We start from the raw sequence: 24,386 nt of genomic DNA on the forward strand, positions 1-24,386 counted from the left end.
AAAAAGAAACATTATATTTTATTGAGTTGTTTTGGAAAACATATAAAATATTTAGTTACCTGTTTAGATAATGCTCTTAGATTTAACTGATCTGAGATTAATGCCACATCTTCTATAACTCCATCTTTTTTGAGTATTCTTATAGGCTCAGCCGATTTACTATAGGCTTGATTTCTTATTTTCCCTTTAAAAACAAAATATTTTGCTTCATGTATTCCTATATTATTTTCTTTCGAAAACTGTTCAGTTAAGTCTTGAACTTGTTCTTTTGAGAATTTATCCTCATTCATTTTAATTTTTAACAAATCTCTGTTAATGATCATTTTACTTAATGAACTTAATGTAAAATCCTGATGTGATTGCCATTGTTTTATCGCTCCAACAATATCAGTATCATCTAATTGAGCAAATTTATCAAGAATATCATCATTAAAATCTGCTAAACTTATTTTATTTTGAATAAAGTAAAATAGGTTTTCACTGCATGTAATTGGGATTCCTTTTTGATATAATTCTTTGGCTCTTTTTAATATATTTGTTAGAGTTAATTCGGCAACTAAACTTGTTTTATGTAAATATACTTGCCAATACATTAGTCGTCGTGCCATTAGAAATTTTTCGACCGAATAAATTCCTTTTTCTTCTATAACCAAGACATCATCAACAACATTCATCATCTGAATTAATCGATCTGAATTTATCTTCCCTTCTTCGACACCTGAATAAAAACTATCACGTTTCAGGTAATCCATTCTATCCATATCTAATTGGCTAGAAATAAGTTGCAGCATAAATTTTCGATGATATTCTCCTTTAAAAATCTGAATAGCTAAACTTAATTGTCCGCCGAATTCGACATTCAATTTATTCATAAATAATAAAGAAATTTCTTCGTGATGCACATCTTCTACAATACTATGTTCCATGGCGTGGGAAAAAGGACCATGACCAATATCGTGTAATAAAATTGCTATGTACAAAGCATTTTCTTCTTCGGGAGAAATTATCGTATTTTTAAATCTAAGTACTTGAATAGCTTTCTGCATAATATGCAAACAACCTAAAGCATGATGAAATCTTGTATGATTGGCTCCTGGATAAACTAGGTATGATAATCCCATCTGAGAAATTCTTCGCAGTCTCTGAAAATATGGATGCTGAATTAAATCATAAATTAACGGATTGGGAATAGTTATAAATCCGTAAATTGGATCGTTGAATATTTTTAACTTATTTGTGTTGTCCACTTTTTTCAATTTATACAAATATAGAAAAGATAAGATACGATTTCATAATTTGTAGAAATTAAAAATCCCTTTTTGAAAATGTTCAAAAAGGGATTTTTAATATTCTATAAATGTTATTTTCTTTTCTTTTTCGTTGGTTTAGTACCTGCTGGACTAGTAGGTTTTGCAACTTCATACCTCATCGAGGTTACATTATAAGTATATTTTGTATCTGAAGATTTATCTCTTAACGAAAAATCTTCTCCTAAAAATACAAATTCATATCCAGATTTTCTTGTTCTTTCTTGTGTTTCAGAAGCTGTTTTGAGTTTGTCTAAAAAAACAATTTCCTTAATTTTTGCAGCAGTTTGTGTATTTCCTATTAACAATGTTTTAGTTGCAGGATTCCATATTTGAGATTCTACAGTAGTAGTTTCTTCTTTTTTTAGTTTGGTTTCTACAATACTACTTTCCGTCCAAGTTACATAATACATTGGAGTTCCTTTAGTTGTATAACTTTTTATACTACATAAAGTAGGCATTGCTTTTACATCATACTTTTTTAGTAATAAGGTGTCCTTTTTTGCACCATTTGAAATAAAAAAATAAAAGTTATTTTTACTCATTTCCGCCGAAGCATTTCCACTTTTTGCAATTACAACATTAGGAATAACTGCTTCAGGTTTCTTTTTCTTTTGACTGTATATATTTCCGAAACATAGAAGTAAAGTAAATAAGGCTATTTTTTTCATAATTTGGGTGTGTTTTTGGTACAGCAATATACAAATTTATTTGAACCATCAAAATTAAAAAAATGTTATAAATTTTACTTAGAGATAGCATTTAACAATAATTGTGCGGTGGCTTCGTTTGTAGCTAAAGGAACATTATGAACATCGCAAACACGAATAAGCATATTTATATCTACTTCGTGCGGGTGACTTGAGTTTGGATCTTTAAAAAACAAAACCATCTGTGTTTTTCCTTCAGCAACACGGGCTGCAATTTGAGCATCCCCTCCCATAGGCCCAGAGAGCATTTTTGTAACTTGAAAACCAGCATTTTCTGCTTTAGTCCCTGTTGTTCCTGTTGCAATTAAGGAAATATTTTTTGCATGAAGAATTGATGCATTTTTATTTAGAAACTGAACTAAATCAGCTTTCATCCGGTCGTGAGCAATTATAGCAATTTCCATTTATTATTTGTTTAAAACATGGTATTCGATTAAACCATCTATTGGTCGGCGCAATACATTTCCTAACTTTATTTCGTGTTTATTTAAAATTTTCTCTAACTCATCTTTTAAATAAAAAGCAATCGAACCTATAAAATGTACTGGAACTTCTTTGTAATTATCAAACTGCTTGATATAGTTTTCTACAAAAGATTCCATTTCTTCGTTAATGAAGTTTTGACAAAATTGGGTGTCTTTATGTTTTATTAAAAACTTAGCAAACGTTGCTAAATATGCGTTTGGATTGGGTTCTTTGTATAAATTATTCTTTACTGGATCTGGTTCTACATTGTAAGTGGTCTCAAACTCTTTTGCCAAATCCGCTGGCATTTTATTAAAATAATAACCTCTAAGTAAATGTCTTCCGAAGCGATTTCCTGAACAATCATCCATAGCGATATAGCCTAATGATTGTACTTTTTGATGCAGCACATTTCCGTCAAAATAACTACAATTCGAGCCCGTTCCTAGTATACAAACAATGGCTTTTTCGTTTTTGGGTGTTGTGGCGTAAACTGCGGCATAAGTGTCTTCGTGAACCGTTACTTTTGCATTTGGAAAATAATTTTGAAACACTTCTGTTAAAAAATTTTTCATTCTATCGGTTCCGCAACCTGCTCCATAAAAAAATAAGTTAGATACTTGGTTTTTATTATGTGCTATATCGAATCTATCTTCAAGACGATTTATTATTTCTTCTTTTGTTAAAACTTCTGGATTTAATCCTAATGATTGTGTGGTAAAAAGTACTTTTCCAGCTTCATCTATGGCAATCCAATCGGCTTTTGTAGAGCCGCTATCTACGAGTAGTTTCATTTATTTTTTAGATTTTAATTTGCTACGCCAGTTCGCTGACGCTCGGGTTAGATTTTAGATTTACTAAAATGCAAAATAGTTTCGATTAGTTTGTTTCTAGCCCCGATAGAAGCGGTTATCCTTTTTGTTTTTTCTTTAAAAACAAAAAGATAAAAGCGGATAGCGGGAAATAGCTTCAAAAAAAAATTCCCATTAATATTGATATTAATGGGAATTAAATATATGATTTTTTATTTTAAACTAGCAATATGTACTGATAAATCTATTAATTTACTTGAATATCCGTACTCATTATCATACCAAGACACAATTTTGAAAAAAGTAGAATTTAATCCAATTCCTGCTTTTGCATCTACGATTGATGTGCGTGAATCAGACACAAAGTCCTGAGAAACAACATCATCTTCAGTGTAACCAAGTATTCCTTTCATAGAAGTTTCTGAAGCATTTTTTAATACTTTCATAATTTCTTCGTAAGTAGTTTCTTTAGCTAATTTTACGGTTAAATCTACTACAGAGACATCGGCAGTGGGTACACGCATTGACATTCCTGTTAGTTTTCCGTCAAGTTCTGGGATTACTTTTCCTACTGCTTTTGCAGCTCCTGTTGAAGATGGAATCACGTTTAATAGTGCTGATCTTCCGCCACGGAAATCTTTACGTGATGGTCCATCGACAGTAAGTTGAGTGGCTGTTGTTGCGTGTATTGTGGTCATTAAGCCTTCTACAATTCCGAAATTATCATTAATAACTTTTGCTAATGGTGCTAAGCAATTTGTTGTACATGACGCATTTGATACAATGGTATTCGCTGATGTTGCTTTATCATGATTTACTCCCATTACAAACATGGGCGCATTTGCTGATGGTGACGAAATAACTACTTTTTTTGCGCCTCCATCAATGTGAGCTTGAGCAGTTTCTAAAGTAGTAAAAATCCCTGTACATTCTGCAACTACCTCTGCTCCTACTTCGTCCCATTTTAATGTTTTTGGGTCTTTTTCGGCAGTTACTCTTATGTGTTTATCGTTTACAAAAAGTTTTCCTTCTTTTACTTCTACTTTTCCTGCAAAACGACCATGAACTGAATCGTATTTTAATAAATATGCTAAATGATCTACATCTAATAAATCGTTTATAGCTACTACTTCTACATTATCTCTATTATAGGTTTCTCTAAAAACTATTCTTCCTATTCTTCCAAAACCGTTTATTCCTAATTTTACTTTTGACATTTTTATTTTTTATTGATATTTTAATTAACTTTTTAAATATTATAATTTTAATTAAGTCGACATGATATCTGAAACTCTTAATAATTCTTTATCAATTTCAGATTTTCCTTTGATAGCTTTTTCTAATGGTGTTAATGATACTTTATCGCTTAACATTCCTACCATAAAATTTGATTTACCTTCAAGTAATGATTCTACAGCTTTTACACCTAATCTTGAAGCAAGAACTCTATCGAAACAAGATGGCGCGCCTCCTCTTTGCATGTGACCTAGAACCGAAACACGAACATCATATTCTGGCATATGTTCTTCGACATAATCTTTGAGTTCAAATACATTTTTCCCCATTTTATCACCTTCGGCAACTACAACAATACTTGATGATTTACCTGATGCTTTACTTTTTTGAAGTGATTCTAATAACCTATCTAGTCCTAAATCTTCTTCTGGAATAAGAATTTCCTCTGCTCCTGCTCCAATTCCTGCATTTAGTGCTATATGTCCTGCATCACGTCCCATAACCTCTACAAAAAACAATCGGTTGTGGGAACTTGCGGTATCTCTAATTTTATCTATAACTTCTACAACTGTGTTTAATGCTGTATCGTAACCTAATGTATGACTCGTACCAAAAATATCATTATCGATAGTTCCAGGAATCCCCATTACTGGAAAATTAAATTCATTATTAAAAATTTCGGCTCCTGTAAAAGTTCCATCTCCACCAATAACAACAAGTGCATCTACTTCAGAATTTAGTAAATGTTGGTGTGCTTTTTGACGTCCTTCAACAGTCATAAACTCTTTTGAACGTGCTGATTTTAGGATTGTTCCTCCTTTATTAACGATATTATTTACTGAACGTGGTCCTAATTCTTTAAAATCGCCTTCTATCATTCCCTGATAACCACGATATATTCCTATACATTCTATGTTATGATAAGCACAAGTACGAACTACCGAACGGATTGCCGCATTCATTCCAGGAGCATCTCCACCAGAAGTTAAAACCCCTATTTTTTTAATTGTTTTTGACATTAATGCAATAATTGAATTGTAAAATTAGTAAAGTAATAACTAGACAAGTGAATATTTTAATAAAATTTAATAATTTATTAAAATCTCAAACGTTTTCGTTAATAAGTTTTTTGAAATTGAATAACTTTAGTTTAAATCCGGAACTGTTTCTGGAGTAGTTTTAGGTTTTTCGGCTGCCTTTTTTTGACGTTGTTCCGTAAATTGAATAAACTCTGGTGTTAAATCTGAATCTGGAACATCCTCCTTTTTAGAATCTTTTTCTTTCTTATCTTTTTTTGACAAAATTTTTGAAATAAGTTCTTTGAAAGTATTAAAATCGACATCGTAAGTAATCCCAAGTCCTTGTGTATAACCTATTCCTTCTCCTATATATTTAGTATCATTTTCACGATTAAAAACTCTGGCTTTTAGTGAACCATCCTCATTAAGGCGCAACTCGATTTCTACATCTCCAACTATTGCCGATTCAGAAACGCCACCTACAGGCACACCAAGTTTTCCATTTATAGTGATTTTATTACTTATCTGTGTAGAAAGAGTTAATCCAAAACGACCATCAGTTTGAGAATCTAGATTTCGTTTGTCCCCTTGCACATAATTTAGTCCTACTTTTAATTTATCATCTTCATTAGAAAAAATATCCTGAAATAAACTACCTGCTTTTTCTAAAAGATTACCTGTTATTATATTTTCCCCTACACCTTTATCACTTAAAAAACTACCGGATGATAATAATGCCATTGCTTGCGTTTGTCTTTTGTCGCTATCACTTAGTTTATATTCTATTTCAGATTTTAATACTGAACTAAGTGTTGGAAAATTAATAGATATATCAGGAGTTGGACTCGTTAACTTATCTGTTAGTTTTATAATCACTTCAGTAGGAATCTTTTTATTAAATGATGAATTTTCTAGTAATATTCCTGGGTTTGCTTCTGTTGTATAAACTGCCTCCATGTCTAATGTAGCATTCAGAGGGTTTCCATCCCATGAGATTGAACCTCCTTTTTTTATATCGAATTTTTTGTCTATAATTCCACCATATTTAAAATTATAGATTCCAGAATACACCTGAAAATCTCCCCACATATTAAATTTACCTAGGGTGTTAATTTCCATCAGTAAACTTCCCGCTCCTCTTCCTTTTAGTGAATGTCCTGAATTTTTATCTATAATAACTTCTATTTCAGCATCTTTAGTGATATCAAGTTCAAAATTAAGTTCGACTCCGTTATAAGTTTTTCGTTTTCTACTTTTTGTTTTATCCGCGAGATCATCTTTTGCCGATCTAAATTTTATATAATCATTTTCGGAGGAAGTTTCAGAATCTGTAATAGGAATTTTTAAAGAAGTTCCTTTTTCAGATTTTGCATTTACATTAATTACCAATCCGTTTGTTGGCCCTTTTATAGTTGCTTCTCCATCTATATAAGCAGTTCCGTAATACAAGGCATCTTCAGAGTCTTTAGTATCTAAAGCTACAATTCTATTTGAAGAAAGATTTAAATCTAAAAACCAATCTCCAAAATTATGATGGCGAATTCCTCCTGTCAAAATTCCTTTTGTACCATATTTAGAATCATTAATTCTTATGTTTCTAAAAGAAAATTGGTTTTCTGTTACATCTACAATCGAATTATTTTCGAAATTATAATCTACATTTAGATAGGGTACTTTTAATCCTGCTTTATTAAGATATAACCTACCTGTAATATCTGGATTTTCTAATTCTCCTTCAAAACTTGCTGTTCCTGATGCTAACCCTCGAATATTTGTAATTACATTACCGCCTAAAGCACTAAAGACGCCCATGTTAAAATTATTGAGTCGAAGATTTAAATCGACTAATGTGTTTTTATTTTCGACAAACACATTACCATCGGCAGAAAAAGATTCTAATCCGTCATTTTTTAAAACAGAGTTAATTTTAAAATTTTTGAAAGTATCATCACCTTTTACATCGACAACTAATTTTCCTAATTTTAAATCATTAATATTTAAACTATCAACAGTTATTGATGCTGTTGGTTCATAAATTGCTTTGTTTTGCTTAAAATTAACTAAACCATTTACTTTGCCTTTAAGTTTTAAACTATCTATTGATGGTGTTATTTTATCAAGTTCAATATCTTTTAGCGAAAGTTCTATATCCTTATAGGTTGAATCTCTCAAGACTCCCATTAATTCCATTACTTGATTTTCGTGAGACATTGATATCTTTTCAACAGAAAAATCAGTTAGTTTTTTATTAAAAATAATTTTGTTGTCTTTAGATTCATTTTCATTTATAAACCATAAATAATCTTTGAAGTTTACTTCAGATTTTTTAATTCCAACCACACTATTATTATCTTTATTAATGGTGTGATATAAGTTTAAATTATAAAAATCTTCTGCTTTTTTTCCTCCTTTAAATTCTGTTCTAAAAAATAAAGTATCATTTGCTGTTACATTTATCAGACTAAAATCTGATACTTTATAACGTTTTGTTTTAATACTATCCATTTGTATATAAGCGTTGTATAATGGATTTTTGTTGTCAATATCTATATTTATATTATCAAAATAATTATTGTAAGCTGTAATTGTTGGCGATTTAAAATTAAACTTAAACTCATCATTATCAGAATTTATCATTCCTTTCATAAATGTATTTTCTCCTAGTGAAACTTCTGGAAAAAAGATTTCAATTAGTTTACTATATACATTAAAGTCAAATTTCAAAAATTGACCTTTATTTACTTTATTTGGCGAATAATTAGCATATAAACTTCCTAGAGAATTTTCTATCAGTTTTTCAAGCTGATTAAATTGAAATTTTCCAACCACTTTTCCTTCAATAATATCAGGCGAGTTTATAGTAATTGTTCTTACTCGATTCTCATCAAAATAAGATTTTACAACAAAATCATCAAAAAAATAAGTGTCTTTATTATTTTCGTATGATGTTTGATTTATAAAAATGGATCCATATAAATTATCTATCGAGTTTCCTTGCAATTTCATCGTGACATCACCTCTAAAAACTGAAATCGAATCGGCAGTATATAATTTTAATTTTTCAAGATTAGCATATTCTACATTTGCATGAAAATCATATTTATTTTCTTTGTTGTTTAGGTTAAGAATTCCATCAAAATCCATTTGTAAATTTGGATCATTAACATTTATGCTTCCTTTGAATATTGATTTTATCATGGTTCCATCAACAACCAGATTTTTGTAATTGTATTTATTATAATAAACACTATTTACGGTTCCCTCTAATTTTGTGTTTAAATATTTTTGTGTAAAACCTTTTCCGTCAACATCTAAATCAAGGTTTACAACACCAACATCAGTCCTATTTAAAAGCTTTCCTAAATCAAAATTATCTAATTTTACATTTCCAATATAGGTAGCATTGTCAATATTATCTATGCTTGTCATGCTCAAATTTGACTTTGCGTTTCCTAAAGCTGTTCCTAATAAAATATCTGCTTTTATGGTTTTCAAAGTAACTTCGGTAGTTCCAGAAAGTGTAAAAACACCAAATTTCTTGAAAGTTGTAGGCAGATTTTCACCCAAAACTCTAGGTAAGATGGCATTAAGATTATTATAAGTTGATGATACTTTAGAAAAATTTCCTTTCATATAAAAGTCTCCTTTATTTTTAGAAAAAAGATTTTTAAAAGTAAAATTTCCTACTATTTCGGATTTGTTGTTATCTATTAATTTTAACTTTTTTGTAGAAAAATTATTTAGAGTCCCTAAAAGTTTTCCACTTAAATTGAATCGCTGATTTTCACCAAATTCTCCATAATAATGATTTAAATCATTAGAAGAAACAGATGCTTTATTAATCTTAATATCAAAAATAACTTTGTTATTAAAGTCTGAAAAATCCTTCCTATCATATCGTAAAGCTACATTTCCTTTCAGATCAGATTCTGGTGTTTTTACGCTTAGTTTTTCTAAAAGGATATGCTTTTTTGTGTAAGTAAATTCTGAAACAAGATTATTAATCACAAGACCACGATTATCCACAAATGACATTTCTTTTATCGAAGTAGTCACATCGGGTCCAAGAATCTTAAAATTAGTAGTAACGGCATTCAACTTTTTTGCACTAAAAAGCAATGGTTTATCGAGATTATAATCGTTAAAAGAAAAAGTACTATTGGTTAAATCGAATTTATTAGCAGTTAGTAAAAACTTTTTCTTTGATTTTGTGGGTGTTTTTTCATCAAAAAGAGCAATAAACTTATCTAAGTTATTGTCTTTTTCACCTTTGTAGTTTTTTAAATTAAAAAATAGTCCATCTAAAGCAACATCGCCAAAATGTAAATCACCATCTACCAATTTTTTAATATCAAGAATATTCGTTTTTAGTCTATTAATATAAAATAACGTGTCTTTTTTATGATCTCTAATTAGAACTTTTTTTAGTTTAACACCACCAAATACTGTAAAATTAGCTTCTTCAACAGTAATATCAGTACCATAATCTTTATTCAAAATTTCGGTTGCATATTGACCTAACATGGTTTGCACCGATGGTAAAGAAAGTGCAATACCAAGTCCCAACAATAACAATACTAATCCTAAAAGGAATAATAATATGTATTTTCTGATTTTTTTTAGGACTGTATTTTTTTTCTTTTCTTCCAACAATAGTTTTTTGCAAAGGTAAACAACCCTAAACCTTTAGATTTGATAAAAAATCTTTATTTTTGGGCTTCGATGTAAAATTAAATATTTTATATCGGTTTATCAAATATAACGCAAAATCTATGCCTTTTATGCATCAAAAACCAATTTTTATTCTTGCTATCGAAAGTTCTTGCGATGATACTGCGGCAGCCGTGATGCAAAATGACAAAGTTTTATCTAATATCGTCGCGCAACAATCTATCCATGAGCAATATGGCGGTGTAGTTCCCGAACTAGCTTCAAGAGCTCACCAACAAAATATTGTTCCAGTAATTGATGTCGCTCTAAAAAAAGCAAATATTACTAAAGACCAATTGTCAGCTATTGCCTTTACCCAAGGACCAGGACTTATGGGTTCTCTATTAGTAGGCAGTTCGTTTGCAAAAAGTATGGCAATGGCATTAAATATTCCGCTAATTGCAGTAAACCACATGCATGCGCATATTTTAGCTCATTTTATTGATGAAGATGGTTTCGATAAACCCGAATTTCCTTTTCTAGCCTTGACCATTTCTGGCGGACATACTCAGATTGTAAAAGTAAATGGCTTTTTTGAAATGGAAATCATAGGCGAAACTACCGATGATGCTGTGGGAGAAGCTTTCGATAAAAGTGCCAAAATATTAGGTCTTCCTTACCCTGGAGGCCCATTAGTAGACAAATATGCTCAATTGGGAAATCCGAAAGCTTATAAATTTACCAAACCAAAAATGCCAAATTTAGATTTTAGCTTTTCTGGACTAAAAACCCAAATTTTATATTTTATTCAGAATAATGTAAAAGAGAATCCTAATTTTATCGATGAAAATAGGAACGATATTTGTGCTTCTATACAAAATATTATTATCGAGATTTTGATGGAAAAACTAAAACTCGCCGTACAACAAACAGGAATAAAACAAATTGCTATAGGTGGTGGCGTTTCGGCAAATTCAGGAATTAGAAATACATTGAAAGAAGCCGAAAAAAAATACGGTTGGAAAACTTTTATTCCAAAATTTGAATATACGACTGACAATGCAGCTATGATTGGTATTGTAGGTTACCAACGTTTTTTAGAAAATAAATTTAATGATGCTTCTGTAGTTAGCAAAGCACGAATCGATTTTTAACATGCAATTATTTTACAATCCAGATATAAATACTACTTTAAAAGAATTTTCTTTTGATAAAGAAGAAAGCAAACACATTGTTAAAGTATTAAGAAAAACTGAAGGTGACACTTTACATGTAACCAACGGTATAGGGGATTTATTTTCGACCGAAATTATTTTAGCTTCCGAAAAAAAATGTACAGTAAAAATCATTTCAACCGAAACATCACAACCGACCGATTTTTATATTCATCTGGCAGTGGCACCAACAAAAATGAATGATCGCTTCGAATGGTTTTTAGAAAAAGCTACCGAAATGGGAGTTCACGAAATTACGCCTATTATATGTGATCGTTCCGAAAGAAAAATAATCAAAAATGAGCGTTTCGATAAGATTATACTATCGGCGATGAAACAATCGTTGCAATTTTTTCTGCCAAAGTTAAATGAACCTATTTCGTTTAAGGATTTCATTAACCAGCAACACAACGGGAATTTGTGTATTGCACATTGCGAAGAAACTAACAAAAAACTATTGAAAAACACTATAAAACCAAAAGAAAAATACACCATACTTATTGGTCCTGAAGGCGATTTTTCTGAAAAAGAAATCCAATTAGCCTTAACCAACCATTATATTCCTGTATCTTTGGGAAACACCCGATTACGAACAGAAACTGCCGCAGTGGTTGCTTGTCATAGTGTGGTTTTTGTGAATGAGTGATATTTAGATATAACAATAAACTAGGATATAGTTGTAAGTAAAAACGTATTTATGAGAATCATTAATGAAAAATAACAAATCAATCTCTGAAGATTACAGCTTACTAGATGAATTAATAAGTCCTTTTGTTTCAGAATTAATGACTAACAAAGAAAAAAATCAGCAAAAAATTTTGGAAATCTGTCATGTTGGAAAATTTCTTTTATTTTTTAAAAAACAAATTCAAATAGATAGTTTATCAGAAAAACCTGATTTTATATTAAATTTTAATGATGAGAAAATTGGCCTTGAACATCAAATAGTAATTGATTCGAAATTGAAGGAAAAAGAAGGTTTTTATGAAAATATTTTTCAGAAAGTTGAAACCGAAATAAAACTTGATGAAAACTTACCTAATTTTTTAATGAATTGCTTCATTAAACCAAATTTAGAATATAAATTAAACCAAAAAAAAGAAATTGAATTAATCATTAAAAAAGTTATTTTAGAATATTTAATTAATAATACTTTTATAGAAAATCCTATAATTAGTAAATTAATAAAAATGCAACACTCTAAGAAGAATATTAATGTGAATTTTGGTGCCTGGATACAAAAAACTATAACCAAAGAAGTAATTTTAAATGCAATCTCAAAAAAAGAGAGTAAAATAGAAAACTACATAAAAAATGGTCTTCAAAAGCAATGGTTATTATTAGTAATAGGAAGTAATGGAAAAAGCTCGTTTGAAATGAATAATAATATCAATATTGAAATTGAAAGTAAATTCGAAAGGATATATATACTAGAAGATTTTGATAATATTTTACATCAAATAAAATGAAAAAAATAATTTTATTTTTAATTCTGGTTACAACTCCTGTACTTTCCCAAGAAATCGCATTGCTAAAATATAGTGGCGGAGGAGATTGGTATGCAAATCCAACATCATTACCTAATTTGATAAAATTTTGCAATCAGAATATAAATACCACTATAAAAACCAAACCAATTACTGTTACACCAGGAAGTGCAGATATTTTTTCGTATCCGTTTATTCACATGACAGGACATGGTAATGTAGTTTTTAACGAAGCTGAAGTTCAAAACTTACAAAATTACTTGCGTTCTGGTGGTTTCCTTCATATTGATGACAATTATGGAATGGATCAATATATTCGAAAAGAAATTTCAAAACTTTTCCCTAATGAAGCTTTAGTCGAAATTCCAGCTAACCATGCCATTTTCCAAAAACCGTTTCCTTTCCCTGACGGATTACCAAAAATACATGAGCATGACGGGAAAAGACCTCAGGCTTTTGGCATTTTTATAGACACTAAATTAGTGTTACTTTACACTTACGAATGCGATTTAGGTGATGGTTGGGAAGATCCAGAAGTTCACAATGATCCTCCCGCAATTAGAGAAAAAGCATTAAAAATGGGTGCCAATATCATGAACTACATCTTTAATAATTAGTAAAATAATCTTATAAAAAGACAATTTTAGTATTTTATCGACTATATAAGTATTTTATCGATTATATATACATATTCGCATCTTTTAGATATTTATTTTATAGTATTGCCATATTATTAAACTAAAAATTAACAAATTACCAACCAAACCAACAAATTATGAAAAAATTGTTATTAACTGCTTCGGTAGTATTCTTTATGTTTTCTTGTCAAAAAGACGAGAATGTATCTGATGTTCAACAAGATGCTACAATAAACGCATCTGCCCACAGAGGTTGTGCTTCTCAAGAAGTATTAGAGCGTCAATTAAGAGAGAATCCTGCTTTAGCATCTAGAATGGCAGAAATCGAAAGATTTACAGAAAATGCAATGGCTACAGGAAAAATTGTAAACGGAAAAATTCAAATTCCAGTTGTATTCAATGTATTATACAGAACAACTGCTGAAAATATTTCTTTAGCACAACTTCAATCACAAATTGATGCATTAAACAAAGATTTTAATGCTTTAAACGCAGATTATTCAACTTCTAACCCATTTAATGCGGTTAAAGCTAATGTTGGAGTTTCATTTGTATTAGATCAAGTAATTAGAAAATCTACAACAAAAACTTCATGGGGAACTAATGATGCGATGAAAAAAACATCAACTGGTGGTTTAGCACCAACATCTCCAACTACAAAATTAAACTATTGGGTTTGTACAATTGGTGGAGGAATTTTAGGTTATGCACAATTTCCTGGAGGTTCATCTGCAACTGATGGTGTAGCTATCGATTCTAAATACACAGGTGTTACTAGTTCGTCTTCTGCAGCATATCCTTATAACTTAGGAAGAACTGCAACTCACGAAATAGGTCACTGGATGAACTTACGTCACATTTGGGGAGATGCAACTTGTGGATCTGATTTAGTTTCTGATACACCTACTCATGATTCAGCTAACTTTGGTGTTCCTGCTGCAGGTCACAGAAGTACTTGTTCTGGTGCTCCATTAGAAATGTATATGAACTATATGGACTATACTGACGATAGAGGAATGTACATGTTCTCATTAGGTCAAAAATCAAGAATGGATGCAATATTTGCTGTTGGAGGTTCTAGAGCTTCTTTCAGATTGTAATATCTTTCTAAACATAAACTTAAAACTCGCTCTTGTAGCGAGTTTTTTTTATTATATTCGTTTCTCAATTCAAATAAAATGACATCAAAAATTATCGCAAACGGAATTATAAAAGCATTAGTAATTATTGTTGGAATTGTAATGCTATTATTCTTTTTATATCAAATTCAATCAGTAATTATCTATTTGATAGTTTCACTAATACTAACTCTAATCACAAGTCCATTTGTAGGGTTTTTAAAAAGAAGATTAAAATTTTCTAACACAATAGCAGTTGTATTTACAATGTTTATATTGGTTTTAACTTTTGTGGGATTAATTATGATGTTTGTACCACTTATCTTATCACAAAGTCAAAATTTATCTTTATTAGATACTAAAGCAATTGAAAACAGTGCAACAGAATTGGCTAATCAATTTAAAGTTTACCTAACAAGTCATCATATTAATACTGGGAGTTTACTAAATGTTTCGAACTTAACATCGAAAATAAATTTCAATTTTATACCTACAATTCTAAATTCTATTTTAGGTACAATAAGTAGTTTTGGTATGGGATTAGCTTCTGTTTTATTTATTACTTTTTTCTTTTTGAAAGACAAAATAATGTTTACAAATGGTATGAAAATAATTTTACCTGACAATCATGAAGAAAAAATTCTAAATTCATTTACTAAGATAAACGAAATGTTAAGTCGTTATTTCATAGGATTATTAATTCAATTATTTATTGTTTTCATTTTATATTTAATTGTTCTACTTATTTTTAGTGTAGAAAATGCATTCGTCATTGCTTTTTTATGTGCTCTATTAAATATTGTACCTTATGTTGGCCCATTAATAGGTTCGGTTTTAGCAGCAATATTAACTATGATTAGTAATCTAGGTGGTAATTTCCAAAATGATATTTTACCTACAACTTTATACGTAATGATTGGTTTTTGGGTGGTTCAATTAATAGATAATAACATTTCACAACCCTTAATTTTTTCGAAAAGTGTAAACTCTCACCCACTCGAAATATTTTTAGTTACCCTAATTAGTGGATTTCTTTTTGGAATAACAGGAATGATTATTGCAATTCCTTTTTATACCATGCTAAAAGTAATTGCTAAAGAATTTTTTCCTGAGAATAAAATTGTGCAACTCATTACAAAAAATATCTAATGACTTCCTCATTATTATCTTTTGATATACAAGAGTTTATCTCTCAAAATATTAATGCAAATATTTCAAAATTAGCATTGCAAAAAAACCCTTTTCCTGAGGTTCCTTGGGTAGAAATACTAACACAAATTTCGGCAAAAAGTAAAGCAAAAGAAAAGTTACCAACTTGGTATTCTCATGAAAACATCATTTATCCAAGCAAAATATCGGTAGAGCAAACCTCATCAGAAAAAACAGCCTTATATAAATCTAGTCTTGTTTCTGGCGAAAGTTTAATCGATTTGACAGGTGGTTTTGGTGTAGATGATTATTATTTTTCAAAAAAAATAAATCAAGTATATCATTGTGAATTAAATGCCACATTATCTGAAATTGTTAAACATAATTTTGAAATATTAAATCAGACAAACATCATTTGTTTAGACGGTGATAGTTTTAAAACGTTAAAAAAACTAAACCAACACTTCGATTGGATTTATATAGATCCGTCGAGAAGAAGTGATACAAAAGGCAAAGTTTTTATGCTAAAAGATTGTTTGCCCAATGTTCCCGAACTTTTAGAAGATTATTTTAAATTTTCTCATAAAATACTTATTAAAACAGCACCAATATTAGATATTACTTCTGGTTTGAGTGAATTAAAAAATGTAAAAACCATCCATATTATTGCTGTAAATAATGAAGTAAAAGAATTATTATGGGAAATTGAAAAAAATTACGAAAATGCAATTACTATAAAAACTATTAATTTTAATAAAGAAAAAGAAGAAATATTTGAATTTATTTTGAATGAAAAAATAGAACCTAATATTTATAAATTGCCTAAAAAATACATCTACGAACCCAATTCGTCGATTCTAAAATCAGGTGCTTTCGAGTTAATCGCTAACAAATACAAACTAAGAAAATTACATCAACATTCTCATTTATATACATCTAACGAAATAATAGATTTCCCTGGACGACTATTCAAAATTGAAACTAGTTTTGAATATAATAAAAATGAAATGAAAAAATTTCTACAAAATACCAAGGCAAATATCACCACACGAAACTTTCCAGAAACCGTTGAAAACATTAGAAAAAAATGGAAAATAAGCGATGGCGGAAATAGTTATACTTTTTTTACAACCGATGCAAATAATCGCAAAATTGTTTTAATTTGCGCTAAAATTTAAACCCAATGAGAATTCCTGCAATTGTTTTATTCTTCTTATTTCAATCTTTATTATTTGCGCAAAAACCTTGTGAATACAGTGTAAATGTTACTGACTCGATTGGTACACTAAAGGAAACCAAAAGTTGTTTGGTTTACGAAAAAGTCTTTGGTAATTCGGCACAACTTATTTTTTTATCGTTAATTTCAGATAATGGAACGCCAATTCTAAACATGCAAATCATACAAAAAAGTACCGATTTTATCACACCTAAATGTTTAGACAAAAATTCTAAAGTTTATTTCCAGTTATCTAACGGGAAAATTTACACCTTAATAAATGTTAATGAAAACGAATGTGATAATTTAATATACAATGCGGAAGAGAAATTAAACAATCGATTATTAAATGCTCACTTTCTGTTTATGAAAGATAATTTTGAAGATTTAAAAAAACATCCAATTACTATGATGCGAATAAAATTGGCTTCGGAAACTAAAGATTATATCCTACAAAAAGAGCTTCGTGGCGAAAAAATATCTGGTTTTTTTCAGCCTGAAAATTTCTTTATAGATAGTTTTCCGTGTATTGAGTAGCTTAAAACTTACTTAATATAACTTGCTAAACAAAAGTGTAGTAAATGAAAAAAGTATTTAAATTCATTATAATTTTAGCTATAACTATGGTTAGTTTTTTTTGGTTATTAGTCTTAGCGTCAAGTCATAACGTTCCTATTAAATCTCATTTAATACTTATGATTATTATTTTATGTCTTTCACTATTTCTCCTAATTTTAAAAAATGAAAAATAAATATTTTAACTTTTATTGGATTTTTATTTTTCTATTACAAGTGTATTTAATCACAGAGAAATACATAAATATAGGTTATATTTTAAGTGAAAAAATTTATTTATGGAATATTGTAGTTATGATTTGCTCAGTAGTTTTCCTATATAATAGAGTGAAATTAAATAAAATTTTAGTGAATTATGAAAAGATCATTATTTTAATCTTTGTAATAAATGCAATATCTACAGTTTTTATTCAAATCATTTCAAAAGAAGAAATATTAAAAATAGTAATCACAATATTAATTATATCGGCATCTATTTTTATTGGCAATTCAATTGAAAAAGAACAAAAAATTTAAAGATAATTATTTGTAAAACAATGAAAAAAATATTTTTTACCCTAATCTTTATAGGAATGTTATTTGTAGGTTTTAAGTTTATTAATCATCATAAAATTGTTTCCGCAAGTAATCATGAATTAGCTCATTCTCCAAAAGAAAAACTAGAAACTCAAATAGTTGAAGTAAGAAAACTAATAAGCAGCAACTCTAAATACAATCATGAAATAGCCTTTCTTATAGATATGGGAATTCCTTCTGGAAAAAATCGTTTTTTTATATATGACTTAAAAAATAACAAAATCATCGATAAAGGTTTAGTTGCACATGGTTCTGGTTCTGAAACCGGCATTCAAGGGAAACTAAAATTTAGCAATATAGATAATTCTCTTTCTACATCATTGGGAAAATATTCGATTGGGAATTCTTATGCTGGAAAATTTGGAAAGGCTTATAAATTATATGGTTTGGACAAAACAAATAGTAATGCTTAAAACAGAAATATAGTTTTGCACAAATATTTTGATGTTCCATACGACGAACAAGAAAATTACATTTGTAATAGTTATGGTTGTCCTATGGTAAATGAAAAATTTTATTACCGTATAGAAAAAATAATTGACAATTCACAAACAAAAATTATCTTAAGCATATATTACTAAAAGTATGAAATTATAATCCAGTTTTCACTCACACTTCCATGTAAAATTAGATAAACTATCTTTTCTAGAACCTATAAGATTATAATGCCACCACTCTGAGTCGAAGGATTCAAAATTATTTCGTGTCATAATTTTTTTGAGAAATCTTCTGTTTCTAAGTGTTTTTCTAGGGAAATCTCTGTAATTGTGGCTAGATTCTATTCCAAAAAAATCGAAAGTAGTTCCCATATCAAGCTCGACACCATTTTCGTCAACTAACGTAATATCTACTGCTCCACCACGATTATGTATAGAACCTTTTGAAGGATTTGCAACATAATTTGGATCAGGAACAATTACCCACATTTTTTTCTGAACATCAAGCGGCCTGTAACAATCAAAAATCTTTATTTGATATCCTTTTCTCTTAAATTGGTTATTGGCTTCTATAAGATTGTTTACCGTTTTTAATCTCAAAAAACAGGATTCACAATCATATACTTTTGTTTTCAAAAAATTATCTTCGGTAGCATACTTCATGTCCAAAATAAAATCGGAACTATAATCTTTTAGATTTACAAAAGTTGTGTCGTTAATAATTGCTTCATTTTGCGCATTACAAGTAACCGCAATAATCATAAAATGAACTAATATAATGGTAAATCTTAATCTCATTTTTGATGTTTTTTTTAGCAGGAATTCCATTAAAATCATTATTCAACAAACATTTTTTTATCTATAATTCTTTCCATATAATCTTGAATAAAAGCTTTTACAGAAATTTCGAGTTTTGTTATTTCTTGATTTTTTACTTTCCCAATTAAGTTATTCTCTAACCCCAAATCTTTTCTATCATATATTCCTACAATTTCCTTTCCATCGAAAGTACAAATATAATTCCCTTGCATAAACTGATATTGTCCACCATTAAAATTACAAACAAAAGGCTGTATTGTTTTATCTCCAATCAAACTTCTACCCCAACTTCTAAAAGGTTTCTTATAACCTATCATATCTAATATTGTGGGATAAATATCTATTTGTTGTGCAAAATCACTATTAACACCTTTCAGATTACTGTTGGGTTTATAAATTAAAATTGGAACTGCAGAACGGTTAACTATTTGGTTATAAAACGGGTAATAGGTTTGATTGGCGTGATCTGCTGTGATTATAAAAATTGTATTATTAAACCACGGTTCTTTTCTAGCAGACTCAAAGAATTTCTTAAAAGCAAAATCTGTATAACCTACAACTTGATGCATGGGAATTGTCCCTTTTGGAAAGGTGTCTTTATATTTTGCTGGTGGAATAAATGGCTCATGTGATGAAACTGTAAATATTGTACTAAAAAAAGGTGTTTTCTTTTTGTCCAATTCTTGTTTCATAAATTGCATAAATGGTTCATCCCAGATTCCCCAAGAACCATCAAATTCTTTGTCATTATTAAACTCTGTTCGTCCGTAATAATGATCATAACCTAAAATATTTCCGAAACCTAAAAAACCCATAGAACCATTGGCAGCACCATGAAAAAAAGAAGTGTCATAACCCAATTCCTTTAGAGTAGAAACCAGCGATTGTATTTTTTGCTTCGGATATGGAGACGATGTAAATGCATCTCTAAAAGATGGAATTCCAGCAACGACTGATGACATTCCGTGAATAGATTTACTTCCGTTTGCAAAAGCATTTGTGAAAATTAAACTATGTTGCGCTAACGAATCTAAAAATGGTGTATAACTTTTATAATCTGGAATGGCATAATCTTTATTAAATGCGCCTAAATATTCTCTACCTAAACTTTCTGTTATAATTACTACAACATTAGGTTTTGTAAGTGGGTTATTATTATATTTTTTTATAGGTTCAATCGTATTTTCTATTTGTTCTTCAGATACTAGACTAATCTTTTTAAAAGTATTTGTATTCATCGTTCTGATTAATGCAAAAGGTGTATTTAGTACAATATCCGCATGTTGTGGTTTTGTAACATATCTGTTTGCATCAATTAAATTAATAGGTCTAGTACTTTTCTTAAAATCTCCACGAATCCCACCAATACAGATAGTTGTTATAATTAATATTCCAATTATCGAGTAAGAGAAATATTTAAGTTTACTAATAATGATTTGTGTTTGAACAACTTTTACCCTTTTGTACAAATAAATCCAACAAAATAGTAGTATGAAAAATAAAGCATAAACATGCCAATAATCTACAATAAAACGAGAAAACAAACTACCTTTATTCGTCTCATTTTTAGCAATATCAAGAATAGCAATGGTTGTTCTCGTATAAGTAAATCTGTAATAAATAAAATCTACAAAATTCGTTGCATACGCAATAGCATTAAAAATAAAATAAATCCAGAAAAGAAAAATCTGGTATTTTTTTGAAGTATTTATCCAAAATGGAAGTATCGAAAGTAAAATAAATAATCCGTTTACATATAAAATTGCGGTCGTATCAAAGACCAAACCGTGATAGGCTAACGATATATATTCTGAAACAGAATCTACTTTTAGTAATTTATAATTGTATAAAAAGAAACCCAACCTGGCAATAGAGTAAAACAAAAAAGCTAATAATATTCTATAAAACAAGGCTTTATATTCTTGAAATCTGAAAAATTTAGACATGCATAATTAGGTTAAAAAGTATTTGTAAAAATAGAAAAATATAATGGCAAAGGAAGAATTTTAATATATAATTATTATTCTAACTTTATTAAACAAAACATATATTTGTAGTAATAAATAATAAGTTTTATGGAAGAGTGTATTTCAGTATTTGATATGTTAAAAATTGGTGTTGGCCCATCAAGCTCACACACGCTTGGTCCTTGGCGTGCTGCCGAAAGATTTTTAGCCGAATTAACTGAAAAGAACCTCTTAGAAAAAACCATTCGAATTAAAGTCGATTTATATGGTTCTCTTTCGCTAACAGGAACTGGTCACGCGACAGATTTAGCCATAATGTTAGGACTTAGCGGACAAGATCCTGAATATATTCCAGTGCAAAACATTTCTGGAATTATAAAAAACATCGAAGACAAAAAAGAAATAAATTTGGGTAACAAACAACTCATTCCATTTTATTTTTTGCAAGACATTGTTTTTAATAAAAACTTTCTTCCTTTTCATGCTAATGGATTAACATTTACTGCATTTACTTCCGATGAAAAAGAATATCAATCAACCTTCTACTCTATTGGTGGTGGTTTTGTGGTTAAAGAAGAACGAATAAATGCCAAGAAAAAAATTGAAATAAAATGCGCTTTTCCTTATCCTATTAATTTGGCAGAAGAGTTATTGCAATACTGTATTTCAGAAAATAAAAAAATATCTGAAATCGTTTACGAAAACGAAAAATCTATGCGTTCTGAAGAAACCATTCATCATGAACTAATGAGAATTTGGAACACCATGCTAGAATGTATGCATATTGGATGCCATAGTGAAGGAATTTTACCTGGCGGACTCAATGTACGTCGTCGCGCTTTTGATATGCATCAAAATTTAATAGGACTAGCCAATTATTCGAACCCGCAAGAATGGTTAGAATGTATTAGAAAAACTGAAGTCAAATTTCGTCAAATCTTAAAATGGGTTTCTTGTTTTGCTCTTGCGGTAAATGAAGTAAATGCGTCGTTAGGACGAGTAGTAACGGCGCCAACTAACGGAAGTGCTGGTGTAATTCCTGCCGTTTTAATGTATTATCTAGTTATAGAAAATCACCAAGCAGGAGAAAAAGAAATTAAACAATTCCTGATGGTGGCGGGAGAAATAGGAAGCATCTTTAAAAAAGGAGCAACAATATCAGCCGCAATGGGCGGTTGTCAAGCAGAAATTGGAGTATCATCGGCTATGGCTGCGGCTGCACTTTGCGAACTCATGGGCGGAACTCCTGAACAAGTACTCATGGCTGCCGAAATTGCTATGGAACATCATTTAGGATTAACCTGTGACCCTATTGGTGGTTTGGTACAAATCCCTTGTATTGAAAGAAATACCATGGGAGCAATAAAAGCCATAAATGCTGCCGAATTAGCTCTAGAAACTGATCCGAAAAATGCTAAAGTTCCTTTAGACAAAGTAGTAAATACTATGTGGCAAACTGCAAAAGACATGAATAACAAATATAAAGAAACTTCCGAAGGCGGATTGGCAATTGCTGTAAATCTAGCTGATTGTTAAATCATTATGTCAAAAAATAATCGTTTTTCTTATTTCATATTAATAATATTTACAGTCATTTTGGGTATTTTATCCCGAAAAATTGATGGTATCCCCAATTTTTTTGGAGATATTTTATATGCTGTAATGGTTTATTTTGGAATGTGTTTTCTTTTTCCAAATTATGACCAAAAGAAAGCTATAATTCTCGCTTTATTATTCTGCTATTGTATCGAATTTCTTCAACTTTATAGAGCGCAATGGATTGTTTCAATTAGAAAAACCACATTAGGACACTATGCTCTTGGCCAAGGATTTCTTTGGAGTGATTTAGTTTATTATTCAATAGGTGTCGTATTTGCAAGCATATTTTGCGTTTTTACTTTAAAAAAAACGATACATTAGTACTATATTTTTCTTCGTATTTACAACTAAACTAATCGATTTTAGTACTTTTACAATCTAAAATCTAAAGTCAACATTATAAAATCATAAATAAAATGTCCGGAGCCAAAAAAGATTACAAACGAATTACCACCAAATCGTTGATAGAAATGAAAGCAAATGGTGAGAAAATTTCTATGCTTACTGCTTACGATTATACAATGGCAAAAATTGTAGATACCGCAGGAGTCGATGTCATTTTGGTTGGAGATTCTGCCAGTAATGTTATGGCTGGACACGAAACAACTTTACCTATTACTTTAGACCAAATGATTTATCACGCATCAAGTGTGGTACGTGCTATTGAAAGAGCTTTGGTGGTAGTAGATTTACCTTTTGGTAGTTATCAATCGGATTCAAAAGAAGCGTTACGTTCGTCTATTAGAATTATGAAGGAAAGTGGAGGGCATGCTGTAAAACTAGAAGGCGGAAGAGAAATAAAAGATTCTATTAAGAAAATATTAAATGCTGGAATTCCCGTTATGGGACATTTGGGTCTTACACCACAATCTATATATAAATTTGGGACCTATACTGTTCGTGCCAAAGAAGAGGAAGAAGCTGAAAAGTTACTTGATGATGCTAAATTATTAGAAAAATTAGGCTGTTTTGCTTTAGTTTTAGAAAAAATTCCCGCACATTTAGCAACAAAAGTAGCTCAAAGTATTTCTATTCCTGTAATTGGTATTGGAGCTGGTGGTGGAGTCGATGGACAAGTTTTGGTGATACACGATATGTTAGGTATGAATAATGAATTTAGTCCAAGATTTTTAAGAAGATACCTAGATTTATATGACCAAATGACAAAAGCCATAGGAAATTATGTTGCTGATGTGAAGAGTAAAGACTTTCCTAATGCTGGTGAACAATATTAATTTCGATTATTAGATTAATGGATTGTTAGATTATTAGAAATATGCACCGATTTAAAGATTTAGAAATTTGGAAATTAAGTAGAGTATTTTGTTCTGAAATTTACATTGTAACTGCTAATTTTCCAGATAGTGAAAAATTTGGGTTAACCAACCAAC

Annotated in this window: 23 protein-coding genes; 14 read left to right on the forward strand and 9 right to left on the reverse strand. The window is 29.8% G+C overall.

Annotated elements, in window-relative coordinates; translation table 11 throughout:
- Positions 1-11: 11 nt before the first annotated feature.
- The 7 genes from ACKVOV_RS01515 to ACKVOV_RS01545 all read right to left on the reverse strand — a co-directional run bounded on the left by ACKVOV_RS01515 (position 12) and on the right by ACKVOV_RS01545 (position 10,199).
- Positions 12-1,247 carry an HD domain-containing protein gene (locus tag ACKVOV_RS01515; RefSeq protein ID WP_409205033.1) on the reverse strand — a complete coding sequence of 412 codons (1,236 nt, stop codon included), beginning with the start codon at positions 1,245-1,247 and terminating at the stop codon, positions 12-14.
- 113 nt (positions 1,248-1,360) lie between these two features.
- The gene (locus ACKVOV_RS01520; protein ID WP_409205012.1) at positions 1,361-1,978 is read right to left on the reverse strand and encodes a hypothetical protein; all 618 of its coding nucleotides are present in this window, start codon (positions 1,976-1,978) and stop codon (positions 1,361-1,363) included.
- Between the two features lie 74 nt (positions 1,979-2,052).
- Entirely contained in the window at positions 2,053-2,421 is a 369-nt protein-coding gene (locus ACKVOV_RS01525) for a methylglyoxal synthase (RefSeq protein WP_348075237.1), read from the reverse strand.
- A 3-nt stretch (positions 2,422-2,424) separates the two neighbouring features.
- Positions 2,425-3,276 (reverse strand): BadF/BadG/BcrA/BcrD ATPase family protein, encoded by an 852-nt coding sequence (locus tag ACKVOV_RS01530; RefSeq protein WP_409205013.1) that lies wholly within the window; start codon positions 3,274-3,276, stop codon positions 2,425-2,427.
- Positions 3,277-3,506: 230 nt separating this feature from the next.
- Positions 3,507-4,511 carry a type I glyceraldehyde-3-phosphate dehydrogenase gene (gene gap / locus ACKVOV_RS01535; RefSeq protein ID WP_409205014.1) on the reverse strand — a complete coding sequence of 335 codons (1,005 nt, stop codon included), beginning with the start codon at positions 4,509-4,511 and terminating at the stop codon, positions 3,507-3,509.
- 51 nt (positions 4,512-4,562) lie between these two features.
- The gene (gene pfkA, locus ACKVOV_RS01540; RefSeq protein ID WP_409205015.1) at positions 4,563-5,549 is read right to left on the reverse strand and encodes a 6-phosphofructokinase; all 987 of its coding nucleotides are present in this window, start codon (positions 5,547-5,549) and stop codon (positions 4,563-4,565) included.
- A gap of 126 nt (positions 5,550-5,675) precedes the next feature.
- Complete coding sequence (locus tag ACKVOV_RS01545) at positions 5,676-10,199, reverse strand: translocation/assembly module TamB domain-containing protein (RefSeq protein ID WP_409205016.1); 4,524 nt, start codon at positions 10,197-10,199, stop codon at positions 5,676-5,678.
- A gap of 131 nt (positions 10,200-10,330) precedes the next feature.
- Here ACKVOV_RS01545 and tsaD point away from each other — a divergent pair, with 131 nt between their 5' ends.
- The 10 genes from tsaD to ACKVOV_RS01595 all read left to right on the forward strand — a co-directional run bounded on the left by tsaD (position 10,331) and on the right by ACKVOV_RS01595 (position 18,586).
- Complete coding sequence (gene tsaD, locus ACKVOV_RS01550) at positions 10,331-11,353, forward strand: tRNA (adenosine(37)-N6)-threonylcarbamoyltransferase complex transferase subunit TsaD (RefSeq protein ID WP_409205017.1); 1,023 nt, start codon at positions 10,331-10,333, stop codon at positions 11,351-11,353.
- Position 11,354: 1 nt separating this feature from the next.
- Entirely contained in the window at positions 11,355-12,059 is a 705-nt protein-coding gene (locus ACKVOV_RS01555; RefSeq protein ID WP_409205018.1) for a 16S rRNA (uracil(1498)-N(3))-methyltransferase, read from the forward strand.
- Between the two features lie 64 nt (positions 12,060-12,123).
- Positions 12,124-12,882, forward strand: coding sequence for a hypothetical protein (locus ACKVOV_RS01560; RefSeq protein WP_409205019.1), 759 nt, complete (start codon positions 12,124-12,126; stop codon positions 12,880-12,882).
- Positions 12,879-13,517 (forward strand): DUF4159 domain-containing protein, encoded by a 639-nt coding sequence (locus ACKVOV_RS01565; RefSeq protein ID WP_409205020.1) that lies wholly within the window; start codon positions 12,879-12,881, stop codon positions 13,515-13,517. Before ACKVOV_RS01560 ends, ACKVOV_RS01565 begins: the two co-directional genes overlap by 4 nt.
- Before the next feature lie 158 nt (positions 13,518-13,675).
- Positions 13,676-14,638 carry a zinc metalloprotease gene (locus tag ACKVOV_RS01570; RefSeq protein WP_409205021.1) on the forward strand — a complete coding sequence of 321 codons (963 nt, stop codon included), beginning with the start codon at positions 13,676-13,678 and terminating at the stop codon, positions 14,636-14,638.
- A 78-nt stretch (positions 14,639-14,716) separates the two neighbouring features.
- Positions 14,717-15,805, forward strand: a complete 1,089-nt coding sequence (locus ACKVOV_RS01575) for an AI-2E family transporter (protein WP_409205022.1) — start codon at positions 14,717-14,719, stop codon at positions 15,803-15,805.
- On the forward strand, positions 15,805-16,983 hold the full coding sequence (locus ACKVOV_RS01580; protein ID WP_409205023.1) for a THUMP-like domain-containing protein: 1,179 nt from the start codon (positions 15,805-15,807) through the stop codon (positions 16,981-16,983). Before ACKVOV_RS01575 ends, ACKVOV_RS01580 begins: the two co-directional genes overlap by 1 nt.
- Positions 16,984-16,988: 5 nt before the next feature.
- Positions 16,989-17,558, forward strand: coding sequence for a hypothetical protein (locus ACKVOV_RS01585; protein ID WP_409205024.1), 570 nt, complete (start codon positions 16,989-16,991; stop codon positions 17,556-17,558).
- A 204-nt stretch (positions 17,559-17,762) separates the two neighbouring features.
- Entirely contained in the window at positions 17,763-18,113 is a 351-nt protein-coding gene (locus tag ACKVOV_RS01590) for a hypothetical protein (protein WP_409205025.1), read from the forward strand.
- 20 nt (positions 18,114-18,133) lie between these two features.
- Positions 18,134-18,586: a murein L,D-transpeptidase catalytic domain-containing protein gene (locus tag ACKVOV_RS01595; protein ID WP_409205026.1), complete on the forward strand. Its 453-nt coding sequence runs from the start codon at positions 18,134-18,136 to the stop codon at positions 18,584-18,586.
- A gap of 192 nt (positions 18,587-18,778) precedes the next feature.
- On the opposite strand, the gene ACKVOV_RS01600 is transcribed toward ACKVOV_RS01595, so the two are convergent.
- Positions 18,779-19,408, reverse strand: coding sequence for a M15 family metallopeptidase (locus ACKVOV_RS01600; protein ID WP_409205027.1), 630 nt, complete (start codon positions 19,406-19,408; stop codon positions 18,779-18,781).
- Between the two features lie 38 nt (positions 19,409-19,446).
- Positions 19,447-21,375 (reverse strand): LTA synthase family protein, encoded by a 1,929-nt coding sequence (locus ACKVOV_RS01605; protein WP_409205028.1) that lies wholly within the window; start codon positions 21,373-21,375, stop codon positions 19,447-19,449.
- 129 nt (positions 21,376-21,504) lie between these two features.
- On the opposite strand from ACKVOV_RS01605, the gene ACKVOV_RS01610 reads away from it, so the two are divergent.
- From ACKVOV_RS01610 to ACKVOV_RS01625, 4 genes are all read left to right on the forward strand, one after another.
- Entirely contained in the window at positions 21,505-22,932 is a 1,428-nt protein-coding gene (locus ACKVOV_RS01610; RefSeq protein ID WP_409205029.1) for an L-serine ammonia-lyase, read from the forward strand.
- 6 nt (positions 22,933-22,938) lie between these two features.
- Positions 22,939-23,316, forward strand: a complete 378-nt coding sequence (locus ACKVOV_RS01615) for a DUF2809 domain-containing protein (protein ID WP_409205030.1) — start codon at positions 22,939-22,941, stop codon at positions 23,314-23,316.
- 95 nt (positions 23,317-23,411) lie between these two features.
- Positions 23,412-24,230: a 3-methyl-2-oxobutanoate hydroxymethyltransferase gene (gene panB, locus ACKVOV_RS01620; protein WP_409205031.1), complete on the forward strand. Its 819-nt coding sequence runs from the start codon at positions 23,412-23,414 to the stop codon at positions 24,228-24,230.
- Between the two features lie 41 nt (positions 24,231-24,271).
- Positions 24,272-24,386, forward strand: a 115-nt coding sequence (locus tag ACKVOV_RS01625) for a four helix bundle protein (RefSeq protein ID WP_409205034.1), incomplete at its 3' end; no start/stop codon positions are given.

Source organism: Flavobacterium sp. (assembly GCF_046153165.1).
In the GTDB taxonomy this organism is placed as follows: Bacteria; Bacteroidota; Bacteroidia; order Flavobacteriales; family Flavobacteriaceae; genus Flavobacterium.

Excerpts from the sequence above, each read along its gene's own strand:
- ACKVOV_RS01570 (WP_409205021.1), top strand. The coding sequence starts at position 13,676 with ATGAAAAAATTGTTATTAACTGCTTCGGTAGTATTCTTTATGTTTTCT.
- ACKVOV_RS01590 (WP_409205025.1), top strand. The coding sequence starts at position 17,763 with ATGAAAAATAAATATTTTAACTTTTATTGGATTTTTATTTTTCTATTA.
- ACKVOV_RS01555 (WP_409205018.1), top strand. The coding sequence starts at position 11,355 with ATGCAATTATTTTACAATCCAGATATAAATACTACTTTAAAAGAATTT.
- panB (WP_409205031.1), top strand. The coding sequence starts at position 23,412 with ATGTCCGGAGCCAAAAAAGATTACAAACGAATTACCACCAAATCGTTG.
- ACKVOV_RS01560 (WP_409205019.1), top strand. The coding sequence starts at position 12,124 with ATGAAAAATAACAAATCAATCTCTGAAGATTACAGCTTACTAGATGAA.
- ACKVOV_RS01600 (WP_409205027.1), bottom strand. The coding sequence starts at position 19,408 with ATGAGATTAAGATTTACCATTATATTAGTTCATTTTATGATTATTGCG.
- ACKVOV_RS01605 (WP_409205028.1), bottom strand. The coding sequence starts at position 21,375 with ATGTCTAAATTTTTCAGATTTCAAGAATATAAAGCCTTGTTTTATAGA.
- ACKVOV_RS01610 (WP_409205029.1), top strand. The coding sequence starts at position 21,505 with ATGGAAGAGTGTATTTCAGTATTTGATATGTTAAAAATTGGTGTTGGC.
- ACKVOV_RS01575 (WP_409205022.1), top strand. The coding sequence starts at position 14,717 with ATGACATCAAAAATTATCGCAAACGGAATTATAAAAGCATTAGTAATT.
- gap (WP_409205014.1), bottom strand. The coding sequence starts at position 4,511 with ATGTCAAAAGTAAAATTAGGAATAAACGGTTTTGGAAGAATAGGAAGA.
- ACKVOV_RS01585 (WP_409205024.1), top strand. The coding sequence starts at position 16,989 with ATGAGAATTCCTGCAATTGTTTTATTCTTCTTATTTCAATCTTTATTA.
- ACKVOV_RS01580 (WP_409205023.1), top strand. The coding sequence starts at position 15,805 with ATGACTTCCTCATTATTATCTTTTGATATACAAGAGTTTATCTCTCAA.
- ACKVOV_RS01615 (WP_409205030.1), top strand. The coding sequence starts at position 22,939 with ATGTCAAAAAATAATCGTTTTTCTTATTTCATATTAATAATATTTACA.
- tsaD (WP_409205017.1), top strand. The coding sequence starts at position 10,331 with ATGCATCAAAAACCAATTTTTATTCTTGCTATCGAAAGTTCTTGCGAT.
- ACKVOV_RS01565 (WP_409205020.1), top strand. The coding sequence starts at position 12,879 with ATGAAAAAAATAATTTTATTTTTAATTCTGGTTACAACTCCTGTACTT.
- ACKVOV_RS01520 (WP_409205012.1), bottom strand. The coding sequence starts at position 1,978 with ATGAAAAAAATAGCCTTATTTACTTTACTTCTATGTTTCGGAAATATA.
- ACKVOV_RS01525 (WP_348075237.1), bottom strand. The coding sequence starts at position 2,421 with ATGGAAATTGCTATAATTGCTCACGACCGGATGAAAGCTGATTTAGTT.
- ACKVOV_RS01530 (WP_409205013.1), bottom strand. The coding sequence starts at position 3,276 with ATGAAACTACTCGTAGATAGCGGCTCTACAAAAGCCGATTGGATTGCC.
- ACKVOV_RS01595 (WP_409205026.1), top strand. The coding sequence starts at position 18,134 with ATGAAAAAAATATTTTTTACCCTAATCTTTATAGGAATGTTATTTGTA.
- pfkA (WP_409205015.1), bottom strand. The coding sequence starts at position 5,549 with ATGTCAAAAACAATTAAAAAAATAGGGGTTTTAACTTCTGGTGGAGAT.